The organism is Sphingobacterium bovisgrunnientis, from assembly GCF_009829085.1.
In the GTDB taxonomy this organism is placed as follows: Bacteria; Bacteroidota; Bacteroidia; order Sphingobacteriales; family Sphingobacteriaceae; genus Sphingobacterium; species Sphingobacterium bovisgrunnientis.
Genome location: NZ_WUQY01000054.1, coordinates 1 through 15036 on the forward strand (window position 1 = coordinate 1; position 15036 = coordinate 15036).

General features: G+C 35.9%; 11 protein-coding genes. 3 read left to right on the forward strand and 8 right to left on the reverse strand.

Annotation, left to right across the window (positions count from 1 at the left end; translation table 11 throughout):
• Positions 1 to 752 precede the first annotated feature (752 nt).
• Both GOQ16_RS16600 and GOQ16_RS16605 read left to right on the forward strand, forming a co-directional pair.
• Positions 753 to 1208, forward strand: coding sequence for a mobile mystery protein A (locus GOQ16_RS16600; RefSeq protein WP_160070319.1), 456 nt, complete (start codon positions 753 to 755; stop codon positions 1206 to 1208).
• Positions 1199 to 1813 (forward strand): mobile mystery protein B, encoded by a 615-nt coding sequence (locus GOQ16_RS16605; RefSeq protein ID WP_160070320.1) that lies wholly within the window; start codon positions 1199 to 1201, stop codon positions 1811 to 1813. The genes GOQ16_RS16600 and GOQ16_RS16605 overlap by 10 nt, the downstream gene beginning before the upstream one ends.
• A gap of 133 nt (positions 1814 to 1946) precedes the next feature.
• On the opposite strand, the gene GOQ16_RS16610 is transcribed toward GOQ16_RS16605, so the two are convergent.
• The 8 genes from GOQ16_RS16610 to GOQ16_RS16645 form a co-directional block, all read right to left on the reverse strand.
• Positions 1947 to 2825, reverse strand: a complete 879-nt coding sequence (locus tag GOQ16_RS16610; RefSeq protein ID WP_149914161.1) for a phosphodiester glycosidase family protein — start codon at positions 2823 to 2825, stop codon at positions 1947 to 1949.
• 9 nt (positions 2826 to 2834) lie between these two features.
• Positions 2835 to 3902: a YdcF family protein gene (locus GOQ16_RS16615; RefSeq protein ID WP_160070321.1), complete on the reverse strand. Its 1068-nt coding sequence runs from the start codon at positions 3900 to 3902 to the stop codon at positions 2835 to 2837.
• An 80-nt stretch (positions 3903 to 3982) separates the two neighbouring features.
• The gene (locus GOQ16_RS16620; protein WP_160070322.1) at positions 3983 to 5581 is read right to left on the reverse strand and encodes a BACON domain-containing protein; all 1599 of its coding nucleotides are present in this window, start codon (positions 5579 to 5581) and stop codon (positions 3983 to 3985) included.
• Positions 5582 to 5676: 95 nt separating this feature from the next.
• Positions 5677 to 6621 carry a sugar phosphate isomerase/epimerase family protein gene (locus GOQ16_RS16625; RefSeq protein ID WP_160070323.1) on the reverse strand — a complete coding sequence of 315 codons (945 nt, stop codon included), beginning with the start codon at positions 6619 to 6621 and terminating at the stop codon, positions 5677 to 5679.
• Position 6622: 1 nt separating this feature from the next.
• Positions 6623 to 8389, reverse strand: a complete 1767-nt coding sequence (locus GOQ16_RS16630) for a RagB/SusD family nutrient uptake outer membrane protein (RefSeq protein ID WP_160070324.1) — start codon at positions 8387 to 8389, stop codon at positions 6623 to 6625.
• 12 nt (positions 8390 to 8401) lie between these two features.
• A complete protein-coding gene (locus tag GOQ16_RS16635) occupies positions 8402 to 11920 on the reverse strand; it encodes a TonB-dependent receptor (RefSeq protein WP_240141077.1) in 3519 nt (1172 codons plus the stop codon).
• Between the two features lie 170 nt (positions 11921 to 12090).
• Positions 12091 to 13281, reverse strand: a complete 1191-nt coding sequence (locus GOQ16_RS16640; protein WP_160070325.1) for a FecR family protein — start codon at positions 13279 to 13281, stop codon at positions 12091 to 12093.
• Between the two features lie 43 nt (positions 13282 to 13324).
• The gene (locus tag GOQ16_RS16645) at positions 13325 to 13897 is read right to left on the reverse strand and encodes an RNA polymerase sigma factor (RefSeq protein ID WP_160070326.1); all 573 of its coding nucleotides are present in this window, start codon (positions 13895 to 13897) and stop codon (positions 13325 to 13327) included.
• Between the two features lie 647 nt (positions 13898 to 14544).
• Between GOQ16_RS16645 and GOQ16_RS16650 the strand changes: the two genes are divergently transcribed.
• The gene (locus GOQ16_RS16650; protein ID WP_160070327.1) at positions 14545 to 14961 is read left to right on the forward strand and encodes a response regulator; all 417 of its coding nucleotides are present in this window, start codon (positions 14545 to 14547) and stop codon (positions 14959 to 14961) included.
• Positions 14962 to 15036 lie beyond the last annotated feature (75 nt).

Below are 15036 nucleotides of genomic sequence, written 5' to 3' on the forward strand. Positions count from 1 at the left end.
CCAATTATTTGATCACTAAGTAACAAAAACTACTCGCAAAGGGGTCAGCATGCTCCAGCGCAATGAACTATTAAATGTATTTAGGAAGTCAACATGAGCCAGTATGGCAGTTGAATATGGGCTTTAAACACAATATGCCTCCCTAAAACTAATTCAATTTTGAGGGGTCAGTATGTTCCAGTATATCCAACCATAACTTGCACCCGATAACCAAAAACTTTACCGCCACTTTTTGTCTGTAAAAAATCTTCTTTCTTTTATTGATATTTTTGGTAATAACGATCATGGATAAAGACGCAGTAAATAAACTCCTCTACTTTTTTCTATACAAGCCCGGCCCTTTGACCAGAGCTTTAGAAATTATAAAAGGATTACCATATCCGTTGTGTTCTCTCGAAGAACAAACCCAAATTGTAAAAGAAATAGAATTCCGTTTATCGGTTTGCATCCAGTTGAGCACCAAATTAAAGATTGCCTAATCCCAGTAGAAGGCCTTCGCCAGTGTATTTTGAAACCAGTAGAATGATTATGAGCCTGCATCTGTTTTGTTGGAGAAATAAAAGGCGATAAGGTAGCAACATAGACAAGTAAGAAATAAAGATAAAGAAATAGTCAATTTAAATATTGACTTATAATTTTATTAGTCAATTTACAGATTTACTTTATTTTGTTTATGTAAACATATATATTGATTTTTTTTAAAAAAAGTAAACTTGTATATTTACTTTTATCAAAGTAAATATTGATGAATTATGAAAAATAATTTACAAAGAAAGCAATTGGACGAAAAGTTTAAGGCATTTTCTGTGCTCCGCAACTCTCCCCCACCCGTTGGCGGATGGTTGAAAGCCATACGTACAACGCTCGGTATGAGCTTAGAACAATTGGGTAATAAATTAGGTGTTACAAAGCAAAGTATACAAAGTTTAGAAAAGAGAGAAATAGAAGGGAATATCACTATTAATTCTTTGAAAGAAACGGCTCATGCATTGGATATGAAATTTGTTTATGTGTTGTTACCGAAAGATGGAAGTCTAGAACAATTGATAGAACGTAAAGCTGCAATATTAGCTAAAGAAATTGTGATGCGCACGACGCAAACGATGGCTCTAGAAGATCAAGAAAATGCTCAAGCTCGATTAAAGGACGCTATAGAAGAACGTAAAAAAGAGATTATTGAAAGTAATCCAAAAATATTATGGGATTAAATCTGCAATACGAATATGGTCAAACACCTTTAGATCCTGAAGAATTAGATGAGTTAAAAATACATTCCATTTCAACAAAAGCAGAACTCGATCAACTAGAACAACAAAATATTGAAGAAGCTATGTTTTGGGCTATGGGATTGAAATTTGCTTACGGGAAATTAATTTCAGAAAAGTTTGTTTTGGATTTACACAAAAGAATGTATAAGAATAGAATGTATAAGAATGTTTGGAAATGGGCGGGTACCTATAGAAATACAGAGAAAAATATTGGGGTAAAACAGTATATGATAACTCATAACCTAAGAAACTTATTAGATGATACCCTATATTGGATAAAGAATCAAACGTATTCACCTCATGAAATTGCCATTCGTTTTAAACATAAGTTAGTATCAATTCATTGTTTTCCAAACGGGAATGGTAGACATAGTCGCTTGATGGCGGATATCATTATGGAAAAAATTTTTAAATTACCACCATTTACTTGGGGGCGAAATCAAGTCACTCTTTCAAAAGAGCAGATTAGAAAAGAATATATAAATGCGGTAAGAGCCGCTGATCTAAATGATTATCAACCTTTACTGCATTTTTCACAAACTTAAAGATAAAAAATGACAGAGTAAGCAACTTATATATAATTCACTTAATACTGTTTCCAAGAATTAAATTTTGCTGACAAAAATACATTGTTCACTTACAGCTAAAAAGTAAATGAACAATGTAAATAAAAAATAATTATTTCTTAATAACGAATACTGTAGCTACTCCGCGTTCACCTTCATTATCGAATTTACCATTATCAGATGGGTGATTTACAACACCATAATTTTTAACCCAAGCTGTAGAGGATCCACCACCGTCATAATTAAGCGCTGAAACACAATCTAATGCGGACATGAAGCTTGAAAGCTCCGCAATAGACATGCCTCTTGATGAAGAAGCGCGTCCATCAACGACGACGACTAATAATTTATTATTGGATGTCAGTCCCACGGCGGTTCTAGGATGTCTAGCGGTATTAAAGTCTACTTCCAATTGAGTTAATTCTTTACCGCCAAATATTAAAAGTGGACCTCCTGCCAGCGCTGTAGGCTCAGTGATTGATGACCATCCTGCTGAGGGCTTCATCACTATGCTTGGTGATCCAGAGGTATTTAGTGTTAAAGCACCATTTTCTCTGTAGCTGTTAAAGCCAGTATTTGTTTCTTTGATAACTTTGCCATCACTTTTTAAGAATACTGTTGATCCGCCCGATGTAGTATTAAAATAGCTACCATTAAAGGCAACTAATGCGTTATGCTGGGTTGCCGCTTCGCTTGTCTTCAGAAAACCTGAAGCGACAAATGGTAATTCTATTTTTGCACCTTTTGACAAGTCTATTTCTAAAATAGTAACAAACTGTTTTGTTTCGAACAAATTATTAAAATGAAAACTTTTCCACTCTATACCCTCGGCTACGGTTTTTACGTCCCACTTGGTGCTGGCTAAGATTGCTTTAACGTCTAATTTCTCGACGTTAGTGTAATCGTATGGGAGTTGTGTTCCTTCCTCTTTTTTTGAACAATTTACAAAAAGGAATAAAAATAGAATACTATATAAAATTCTGTTTTTCATAGTAAATAATTAGGGGTTGTTAACCCATTTAACATTTAATTTCAATGGTTCTTGAATGATATTCAACTGCTTATCAAGTTTTAAATACTCTCTGTTTCTATAAAGATTTATTTCCTGACTATTATTCTGATAATTAACACCTGCGACATTAGATTTTCCCCAAGAAAATGGCCAATTTGGTATGAGCTGCTTGGCCTCCGCTTGCCTTTTAAACACGAATTTATTATTTTTTTTCTCCGCGATTAGAACAGCATTGTTTGAAAAAAGCACTAATTTATCATTTAATATTATCCCAGCATTAAAACCATTAATTCTCCAGTCATTAGGAATATTATCTATAAAATTATCCCATAAAAGGATCTCTTTAACTTTCATATTCCTTTTATTAACAACATGAATCTTATTTAAAGTTTTTATATACCATGTATTGCCATTATCAATGAATGACCAAGAACCCGTTTGATCGGAAATTTTAGGGTCATTAAAGACATGGTTTCGTTGAATAATATTTATGACTTTTCCACCATTCACCTCGTATACAGTAGAATCCATGAGATAGTAGGTGTTATCATTATTTTCCCATGATACTTGAGGTGTCAACCAGAGGGCATTTTTAATAAATTTTTCATTATCTATTTCTCCATTGAAGATATACACATAATCAAGTTTATCATTTTCTTTAGGGGTTAGGTCTCCTTCAATAAAAAACTTCGCATGTACTGCATCATGTTTTCTCAAGCGTGCAGCAACAGATACGGCATGCCAGTGATTTGAAACAACCAATACGGTATCTCCTTTTTGAATTATGTTCGATCCATATTCATCCTTCAGCACACGACTAAACACATAATTCTGAACAGTTGTTTTTGCATTTTCCTCTTTATATATCTTTGAGGGCTCAATGCCTAATTGAACTAATCCATTGTACATAACACTTGCCTCACAGATCGAAGACTTATGCGCACCGCAACCACCAGATACAATTATTTTATCTATATTTTGCACTTTATACAACCGATTAGCTATTTGTATTCGAGTAGCCAGAATTTCTGGATTGTCCGAACCTAGAACTAACATTATAGTCTTAGGGCTGGAAGCCATACTTACATGCAGAGAAAACAATATCAAAAGAAAGATAAATAATAACTTGTTCATCCTTACTTAACTTTATATCCCATTATCTTTAATTGTCTTTCAGCACCAAACATATCTTTAGTAATATGATCAGAAAATATTGGATTGAACGTACTAGCGTAAGCAGATAAACCATCTTTATCTACCCCCTTAAGTAAGGCTGGATTGTTTTGTCCAATAGGCATAAAATCACTATTGAGCATAGCACTAGGAACAAAAGAAGATCCAGCCTCTATAGTACCTTGGTCGGAATAAACAGAAGTCATAATAACAGAATTTCTAATAGTTGGATTAGTAGCTGTTGCCTCAACAAAATTATCTACATCTTTAGACGTAGAGGCTTGTATATTGCTAGCCACCAGAGAATTGTAAATTTCTAAATTATTCACCAGATTACGTCTATAAACTCCACCTCCAGGTCCAACGGATGTATTATTCACTATCGTGGAACTAATTAAATAAACTGTAGTGCCCCCATATAGCATCACTCCTCCTCCACCATTGGCAGATGTTGACTTATTTCCCGAAATAAGAGAATTGATGACATAAGCCTTAGAATTCTCACGAACATACAAGCCTGCGCCATATGATGTATTAGAATTGTTTTTTATTTCACAGTTATATAATGTGATAGTGGCATTAGGGTACCCATGGAGTCCTGCTGCCGTGCCTGATGCGGAATTATTGTTAAACTGTGAGTTATAGGCGGTTAACTTGCCATCAGCTAACCACATCCCTCCACCATTATTTCCACCTTTATTATCGTTAATTTTCACATTTCTAAATGTAATATCCGCATTATTAAAGGCATAAATTCCAGCTCCATAACCTACTGTACCACCAGAGTTTGATGTTTTATTATCAACAACTTCTACATCATTTAATTCAACTTTAGCGTTTGCAATTAGCATTCCGCCGCCCCAGCCACGGTTATATCGTACATCAGCGATTGTTACGTTACTTCCTCTATTGGTCGCATTACCTCCTTTTATAATAATTCCGCTGATAGAAACTTTTGACTCGGCATCAAATGCTGCTGTAATGGTTACCGTGTGATAACAATTAACAGAAGCTGAGAGCTGTCCATCAAGAATTGTTTTATAAATAAAAGGATTCGATTTAGAGGCAGAAGTAGCATTAGCTTCAAAGCCACCGATTAGGGTTAAATTTTTAGAAATTTCGAATGTTTTATCAGCTTCGTTTGTTGCATCACCATTTCTAATTGTCCTACTTGGTTTATATACACCCTCTGATAAATAGATGATACTATTAGTGGTAGATTTTTCCAAAGCTGTATTCAAATCTGTTGCATTAGCCCAAGATTTACCATCACCAGTTCCATCAGGCTTTACATAAAATACGGGAGCTTTCCCGGTTTCCTGAACAACTAATACCTCACGCTCATTTTCAGCACCCATTTTCACCAGTATTATTCCCGAGCGCTCATCATCCTCGTTAGTCAAGGCTGTAAATCCAACTTTATTTTTTCCTTTTTCAAAATTAGCACTATCCAGCGTAATCCACGAGGCATCAGTACTAACCTCAATATTCTGATTTGATAGGACATCAAAAGTGTAACGTTGTGATTTATTACTTACCTCCAAATAGGCATTTCCTATCATAAGCTTGCTTTCAAAAGTATTACTTTCTTTTTTACAAGCTATGAAGAGTGAAACAAAGGCAATTATTAAGATTAAACAATTAATATTCTTCATAATTAAATACGTTTGTTGTTAAGTTTATACTTGTTATAATCAGCTTCTAAAAAATCATAACAATCTTTAAGTTCCTTTTCGTCAGTATATTTACATTCATACATAAATACACCGGTATAATTAATCTTCTCCAGTGCGGCAAATATTAGGTTCCAATTATTTTTACCCAATTTATTACATGGAAGATAATGGGCCTCGGAAAGTCCATCTCCGTCGGACACATGTAAAGTCTTGACACGGGATCCAAATCTTTCAATTAATAATTCGGAGTTCATAATATGGCACATATCTACGGCAAGTCCTACATCATCAGGAAAAAGGGAGAACACTGTTTCACATTCAGCAATAGTGCGCATTAAGGGTCTTTCTCTTTCACCTACTGTTAGCTGCGGTCCTAGCATGTTTTCAACCACCATTTGCATATTATGACGGCGGGTTTCTGTGTTCAATTCAATTACCGATTTCACCAACTGTGAGATCCTTAATTCTCGTTCATTGTTTCCTAAATAATAGGAAGGATGAAAAAGAATAATTTGCGGCTGCAAAGCAGAGAGCACCTTAATTAACTCAATATGTGTCTGTACCACTGCGGTTCTCTGAGATTCTGTTATTTGCGATAAATCAATCTTTTGTGAGAAAGGCATATGAATAGACCATACTTTGACACCTGTAGCATCTAGTATCGTTTTTAAACTGTCTATTTTTACTTTCCAATAATCTTGATCATACTTTAAACTTAGGTCCTTGTTAAGCAAAGATCCTATATTAGATAGTTCAATGTAACGGATTCCTAAAGACTTAGCATAAAGCATTTTCTCTTTGGTAATTGACTGTATATTTACGGAATATCCAATTGGCATTGAGGAGGGTCTTACCCCTGCAAAAAGCAGTGATAAAGACATCGTAAATAATGTAATAAAAACTAGAAAAAGCTTGAAAGTTCTCATATTACCAATTTGGATTTTGCACTAAATTCTTATTAAGTAATAAATCCTCAGAAGGTATTGGTGCTAAATAGTCTTTTTCTTCATCAAATTTCCCTCCAGTTGGGAATGGATCGATATTTCCCGAATTTGAATTTTGCGCTCCCGTGAGTGGATTTCGTAATGTTCGTTGTAAAATATTTACTAAAGAAGTTACAGAGGAAGGCGCACCTGCTGTAGATCCCGTATGTAAGAATACATCAGCATTACCGTCTCCGTTAAAATCATGACTTCCAACACCTGAGAAATAAATACCCACCATAGGCTGTTCAATCTTTTTGCCTGCTTTCCAGCGCATCAAATCGTCCCAACGAAATCCTTCATTGAATAGCTCAGCGCGGCGTTCACGACGAATTTCCAAAATCACTCCTTTATTGGGACCCTGATCAACATTTGTGTACATATTTTCCAAATAGGGATCAGGATTTGCGTTGGCATTTACTAAATTCAAATTCGGCATCCCTGCGCGTGCTCTCAATTTATTGATTGATAGATCGAGATCCGCTTGAGTGATGGTGCCCAATTCGGCTTTTGCTTCTGCATAAACCAATAAAGCCTCTGCATATCTAAATAATATAATGTCAAAGAAAGATCCAGAAGTTGCCCACTGTGAATTATCCGGAAGAGCTTTTATCAGTCTATATCCAGTTGTTGTAATAGATAAATTCACGGGTTCTCTTGTAGTTTTTCCTGTTACCTTAAAATCAGGACCTGCGGTAATCTGCGTTAAACGTGGATCTCTATTTTGCATCTCTTGAAAGAAGCTATAGGTTTGATATCCTGACCTATCGGTAAAACGCGATCCATCACTCATTAAGAAACTATTTACAAAGTCTTTAGTTATACCGTATGATCCTTGGGTAGCGGAAGTAAAAGAACTTCCCAATGAATGTACGCGCTTTCCTGTTTCGTAATCAATGGCCAAAATAGTTTCTATATCATTTTGACTGTTTCTTCCAAAAAGATTTCGATATGCAGCCTCACTTCCTCCTTCAGTAAACAGGGTATAGGCACCAGAATTTATTAATTGTTGTGCTGCCTGCTGGGCTAGAGTAAGATACTCTTGATGTCCAGCTATGCCGTGATACTTTCTATAAGTCCCTTCAAATAATGCAATTCGCGCCTTCAATAACATCGCTGTGTAGCGTGTCACTAAGTTTACTTGTTTTTCAGCCGGAATATTTTCAATTGCATAATCTAGATCTGCCATCACCGAATCCATTACTACTATGCGAGAATCACGACCTTTATAAAGGGCTGGATCCTTAGCGTCCAGAACAGTACTATACCAGGGAACATCTCCAAAAGTTTTCACTTTATCATAGTAAAAGTAGGCCCTAAAAAAGCGTGCTATACCACTAAATTTTGCTTTTGCGGCCTGATCATCGGCTTTGTGGTAATTACTTAAAAAATAATTAATCATCCTTAAGTTACCCCACGACCAGCCCCCTGATCCGCTACCCACGGGAACTATTCTACTGCCACGAATTTTTGTACTGGGATTTAGTGGCATCAGGTTATCTGAACCAGCATCCTCTGTATATATGTTAAAATCAGGCAACATTGCATATAATGCATTTGATGCAACTTCAAGATCCTTAGCCGTATTAAAGAAAAAAGGTGCCTCCACTTTATCTTTAGAGGATCTATCTAAAAAATCATCGTTACATGAACTCAAAAACGACAATACTGCTAGAATAATTATGTTTATATATAGAATCGAAATCTTCATTTTACACCTGTTTTATAAATCCAATATTAAACCAAAAGAATAAGTCTTACCCATAGGATAAACACGCTGATCTCCTCTATCATCTGCCGTAGCTGGTGAAGAGAGGTTAATAGCAGAACCTGCTTGTTCAGGATCAATATATTTGGTTAATCCTCCAAAAGTCCATGTGAAAATATTTTCCCCACTAAAAAATAGCCTTAGCTTTTCTATTTTGACCTTGCGTGTCATTTCTTGTGGTAAAGAATAACCTACAGTAAGATTTTTCGCGCGAATAAAACCCACATTAGTTAGGTAGTAATCATTGATTTGATACAAAGATCTATTACTTTGCAGTGAAGAATATCCTCTATATATCTGCGGATAGGTATTTGTTTTATTATCAGGAGTCCAAGCATTATCCACCAAATCTTTCCTCAAGAAGGATAAGTAAGGTCTTTGATAAGTTCCCCAGTACAGCTCACCAGTAGGGTACCAATCTTGTCTAGCAACTCCTGATAAGGCCACAGAGAAGTCTAAACTTTTCCAGCTTGCACTTAAATTAAGTCCAAATGGAAACCTTGGTGTAGCATTACCAATGCGCTCTAAATCTCCATGATTATCTAGCGTATTCTCGCCATTATCAATTTTTCCATCACCATTTAAATCTAAATATTTTACATCCCCACCACGCAGGTAATTCCATTCACTATTTTGCACTACGTTAAAAATGTCACCATATACTCGAGCCAGTGAAGTGGCTGGGTTAGTAAATGTACTTTGATATGCTGCCGCTTCTTCATCAGACTGGAATTGTCCAGCCACACGATAGCCCCAAATTTCACCTAGTCTCTGGCCTTCATAGTAAGAACTTAACAATCCGTTAGGGTTATTGTATTTAGTGATGATACCTTTGAAATTGGAAACATTTGCCGATACGCGGAATTTCAATGGGGAGCTTAGCACATCAAAACTATTCTGGTAGGAAATATTCAGCTCATAGCCTTCATTGCGCAGACCTGCGTAATTCTCCTTAGGCTCACTAGCACCAAATACTGCAGGCAATGGCTCTCCAGGAAGATACATCCCCTCTACATTCTTACGGTATACATCCAAATTCAAGAATAATTTATTATTTAGCAAACCAATATCAGCTCCAAAGTTCAAGCTTCTAGTCGTTTCCCAAGTCACTACACTAGGCAGTGGTCCAGGCATCTGTGCTATTGTTAATGGGTTTCCTTGATTTAACCAATTATTAGATCGCGTTACGTTCATCAGCTCTTTGAACGTATTTACATCTACAGTTTGGTTACCCAATTTACCATATGATGTTCTAAGTTTAAACGAGGAAACATAAGGCTTTAGGTTTTGCCAAAAATTCTCCCTATCCACTTGCCAACCTACAGATACGGAGGGGAAGAATCCCCAACGGCTATCTTGAGGAAAACGTGAAGAACCGTCATAGCGTCCATTCATTTCAAGGAGGTACTTATTATCATAATCATAATTGAAGCGCCCAAAAAATCCTCTCACAGCCCAATCCATTGCCGAGCTCGAAATATTATTCATGGTAGTAGCTAAAGCAAGATTGGAGAGGTCTTCTAATAGCAAATCATCGGCAGTTACCTCTACGCGGTCTCTGTTAAATTGTTCTTGGTTAAAACCTGCCAACAATTTAAAATTATGTTTTGAATCTAATGTTAAGTTATAGGTAGCAAAAGCATTTAATGCATTATATTTATCTTTCCAGCGATACTCTGTTAATCGGTTAAGCCCCTCTACGGTATAGTTTAATCTGTTACCTTTTAAATATTCAAATTGATTTAACCGTAATGTTCTTCCCGTGTTATCAATACGATTACTATAATCAAAATTTAACACTAATCCTTTAACAGGCTTAGCTACTGCACGAAAAGTATTGGTAAATTCTTCTGTAGTAAATACACGCCAAGAGTTCCCAGCAAATAATCCTGCATTACCACCTTGTCCACCCGTACCAGTACCAATATCTGCAGGAATGCCATCAACACTCACGGGGTAGAAGGCCATTAAATTGTACCACGTTGTGGTACTCCATAAACCGCCGAATCCGTTTGAAAAACCGCCATAATCTTTATCACGCTCGTTTATAAACTGCGTGTTGGCAGACAATTCTAGCCAGTCGTTAGGACGGAATACAATATTCGATTTAAAGTTCTGACGTTCTATGCCTGCATCTTTATTAATATTATTAATACTTTGTCTGTCATAAACCCTTCCTGAGAAATAAGCAGTTAATTTCTCCGATCCCCCTGATACCGAGACATTGTGAAAATTTGACAATTGGTTCTTACGGAATAATTCATCCCACCAATTGGTCTTATAGAAGAATTTATTTGTTCCATCAGCTTGCAATTCATGAAATGGTGAAATTTGTCCATCGGCCACCATTCTAATTGTTTCCCAGTCCATAGCATTATACTGACTATAGCTAGTACCATTATATCCATAAAGGGCTGCATCTACAGTTTTTGCGTACACATACGGATCGGTAATAAAATCAGTCCTTGCAGCTGGAGATGTCCAAGCAAAATTATTAGAATAGTTAATGGATGTTACACCTGACTTTCCGGTTTTTGTTGTAATAAGTATTACCCCGAAAGCTCCACGCGCTCCATATATCGCTGCTGAAGCGGCATCTTTTAATACGGTCACCGACTCTATATCATTTGGATTAACACGTGTTATATTACCTTCAATTCCGTCAATTAATACAAGTGGACCTCCACCATTAATGGAATTAAATCCACGAACATTAATATCTGGCGTCTCCGATGGGTCTCCATTATTAATCTGAATATTTAGTCCTGGCATTAACCCTTGCAGAGCCGTTGCTATATTAGCATCAGGTCTAAGTGCTATGTCTGAGGCGTTGACTTGTGAAACTGCACCCGTCAAATTAGCCTTCTTTTGGACACCATACCCAACGATTACCACTTCCTCTAAATCACTTGATTTAGCCTTTAGGGTAACATTAACAGCCTGGCCAGCGAGATAGGCAATGGTTTTATCCTCGTATCCCATGGCAGTGATTATCACCTGACCTTCTCTTTGGATGACATTAAGGGAGAAAGATCCATCTTCTGTTGTCGCTGTTGCGGCATTACTGTTTACAATTCTTACAGAAGCTCCTACTAGGGGGCTGCCATCATCGCCCACAACTTTTCCTTGAAGCAACATTTGTTGCCCTTGATTTATAGAAGAGTTCGCCGTGATCTCCGGTGCTTTTCTTATCAGCACGGTCTTATTTTGAACACTATATACAAGACCACGTGGGCTTAAGCAATGGTCCAATACAGCTTGTAGATCAGCATTTTTCATATGCAGATCAATTTTTCCGACATTTTTTAACTCAGAGCTATTAAATAGGAAGTCCAAATCCGTTTGTTTTTGAACAATATTAAGTACATCTGAGAGTTCTGCTTTTGATACCGAAATATTTATTTTTTGAGCAAACACATTAGCTTGAGTTTGTATAAATAATCCGAATACGAAAAATGAAATGAATTTCATCATAAGTACACATTTAAACAACTGTGGGTGGGTCCGCACAATTGCAGTAATATTTTTATACATTTGGTTATATTTGGTTTTATAAGTTACACACAATTTAATTGGCCAAGTATTATATTCTTAAGGGGTAGTATTGCCGTACTGCCCTTTAAAAAATTTTAGGTAATCTATCCCTACTTCATCACCTTCACCCTCCCCTCTTGTAATTCAAAATGCAAATCAGAGACCTCCTGTATTGCTGTTAAAACATCTTTAAGTTGCTTTGTTCTTTTTATGCTTCCCGTGAATTTATCTTTAAGGTTAGTTGCCACTTGGACATCTTCTATATAATACCACTTGGAGAGTTCATTCAAGATGGATTCAATCGACTGATCTTGAAACCTAAATACTCCCTCACGCCATGCTAGTATCTGATTTAGATCAACATTACTATCGACCCGGATTGCAGACCGGGCACCTACTGTTGCCTTTTGACCTGGCTTAATAACTGTTTGATCAATGCTTGTATTTACCGCAATGGATCCACTTATTAATGTTGCCTGGACTTCCTTATCTTGATCATACGCAGATAAATTGAATACTGTTCCTAAGACATTGATTTGTGCATCTTTCACCTCGACTATGAAGGGTGTCTGTTTATTATGCGCTACTTCAAAGAAGCCCTCTCCTTTAAGCAATACGTTACGATCCTTAATACCATAACTGGAAGAAATATTTATACTAGATCCAGAGTTAAGTTGCACTGTGGATTTATCAGGCAGGGTCAACTTCAGTGTAGATCCTTTTTTGGCGGCAAACATATGAAAGCTATTTAGATCGAAGTCTGCCGAGCCTGTTTCATTATGTATAGTCAGCTCGTTCTCTGCAACACGAACAATAGATATACCTCTATGGGAAATACTATCATCAGGCAATAAATCTAGGTCTAAAGTTCTCCCATCAGCAAATTGAATATTACTACTGTTACTAGCTAGGGTTTTAGTATTATCGTTGGATAAGCTTTCAAGAGCGGACTTATTGGATTCTATACTGGAATCATGAGCTATATGATTCAGAATGAAATAAGAGAAAATAAAGAACACAGCCACAGCAGCTGCAACTCTATAGTACAACACCTTATTCGACTTTTTAATAGAAAATTCTTTCTGCTTTTCTAAATCATCTATTTTGCTTGAAATACGATTAAAGACATCTTCTTTAGCAAAAGAGTCAGCTGCTTTGTCCTGACCACTATCGGCATAGAGACTAAGAAGTGACTGGGCATCAATATCTTCTAGAGCCTGATGAAATTCCTCAAATTCTTCCGCCGTTAATGCGTTATTACAATGTTTCTTATATAATATTTTAAGTCTTTGCTCGTCCAATGTACCGTCTTTTTATACAGTACACATAACTAAGGGTGTAGTACTAGTTGAAAAGAAAAAAAATAATTAAAAGGGGGATTTCATATTTAGTGGCCCTGAAGGATTTCCTCAAATAGGCTAATGCTTGCGCTATATGGTTTTTAACAGTATGGGGAGAAACACCCATTTTATCTGCTATTTGCTGGTGTGTAAAACCTTCAAATCTACTTAATTCAAATGCTATCCTTTGCTGCTTTGGCAATAATGCTACTTTTGAAATCATTGATTTTTCAAATTCTGAATACTCAATTTTCTCCTGCACATCATTTATATGTTGAACAGACACCTGTGTTAAATAGGTATTTGCATACTTGAGTTTTCGTAGGTTATTTAAGCAAATTCTTTTAGCGATAACAAAAATAAGTGAGGTGATTTCTTTACTCTGGTCAATATACTCTTTGTTTACCCACAAGTTGACAAAGGTTTCCTGCACGACTTCTTCTGCAAGATAAGGATCTCTTAAAATTTTATAGGCCACCTGATAAACAAATGAAGAATAGGTGTTGTAAAAAATCTCAAAAGCTTTTCTATCTCCCTGCTTTACAGCATGAATTATATCCTTTGACAGAGAATGCATAATTAAACTTGATATCCAGTTAGTTCTATACTAATTTCAAATCAAAGATATAAAACTTAATATTCTTTGCGTCATTTTCATGATTATCCTTATGTTAACTTTTACCGCGGGACAATTAAAATTTTGGTAGATTATAAAATGAATCAGTAAATAGAAAAGCTGCCTCCATTTACATGATAGCTCCAGGGGATGTAGAAGATAGCATACCCTAATTATTAAAAAGTCATAGTGTATATTACCGAATTAATTTTTTCATCTGGGTAAATTGTAGCGGTTCTGAAGTGTTCGAAATGATGAAAAAAACCGTAAAGCTTACCGCTTGACACACTCAAGCAGCTGGAGATGGGTCATAAGCAACAGAACTCAAAACGCAGCTAAAAGGTTTTAAAATTGAATATACTGCATAGCAAACAGTATTTTAAGAAAAAAATATTCCATATAATGAAAAATGTTTGAAATTATTTTTTGTATATTTAGGATAAGGAAATTCCCTCGAATAGAGCGTATGAAATCTAAGTTATGACAGCAAATTAAATCACTAAGTATTAGCCTTTTCTGCTATAGAATTGTATATCATACACGGTTAATTCTGTTAGAGTTAAAATTCAGCTTTTTCCGAGTAACTCACATAAAAAAGTGTATTTATCATGAAATCAATTCGAGTAACACTTGTTGAGGATAACATTCTACATCGGTTTTTATATTCAAATTTTATTAAATCATATCCTTCATGTACTATTGAAATCGAAACCTTTGAAAATGGGCTTGAGGCGTGGGAACATTTCAATTCTATTAAAGATCGGCCATCATTATTTCCCGATTTACTATTATTAGATATAAATATGCCTATAATGAATGGTTGGGATTTAGTTGAAAACTTGGCCGTCAATCAATTTGATTTCATCTATAAAACAACTATATATATTTTTAGTTCTTCGTCCCTATCACTAGATACGAATAAACTATACGACTACGAATTTCTTGATGGCTATATCATTAAGCCAATCAACCGGCAAGATGTCTATAAAATCCTAGATCATACCCTTGGAAAGGGTAACAAGTAAGTGAACTACCCATTTGCTAAAGACAAATGGGCTTCGGGCTTCACAGACTTGTGCTTTGTTGCCAAAGTCTTATTT

Bases quoted from the DNA above. Each gene is read 5' to 3' on its own strand.
- GOQ16_RS16600 (WP_160070319.1), top strand. From the start codon at position 753: ATGAAAAATAATTTACAAAGAAAGCAATTGGACGAAAAGTTTAAGGCA.
- GOQ16_RS16605 (WP_160070320.1), top strand. From the start codon at position 1,199: ATGGGATTAAATCTGCAATACGAATATGGTCAAACACCTTTAGATCCT.
- GOQ16_RS16610 (WP_149914161.1), bottom strand. From the start codon at position 2,825: ATGAAAAACAGAATTTTATATAGTATTCTATTTTTATTCCTTTTTGTA.
- GOQ16_RS16615 (WP_160070321.1), bottom strand. From the start codon at position 3,902: ATGTTAGTTCTAGGTTCGGACAATCCAGAAATTCTGGCTACTCGAATA.
- GOQ16_RS16620 (WP_160070322.1), bottom strand. From the start codon at position 5,581: ATGATAGGAAATGCCTATTTGGAGGTAAGTAATAAATCACAACGTTAC.
- GOQ16_RS16625 (WP_160070323.1), bottom strand. From the start codon at position 6,621: ATGAGAACTTTCAAGCTTTTTCTAGTTTTTATTACATTATTTACGATG.
- GOQ16_RS16630 (WP_160070324.1), bottom strand. From the start codon at position 8,389: ATGAAGATTTCGATTCTATATATAAACATAATTATTCTAGCAGTATTG.
- GOQ16_RS16635 (WP_240141077.1), bottom strand. From the start codon at position 11,920: ATGATGAAATTCATTTCATTTTTCGTATTCGGATTATTTATACAAACT.
- GOQ16_RS16645 (WP_160070326.1), bottom strand. From the start codon at position 13,897: ATGCATTCTCTGTCAAAGGATATAATTCATGCTGTAAAGCAGGGAGAT.
- GOQ16_RS16650 (WP_160070327.1), top strand. From the start codon at position 14,545: ATGAAATCAATTCGAGTAACACTTGTTGAGGATAACATTCTACATCGG.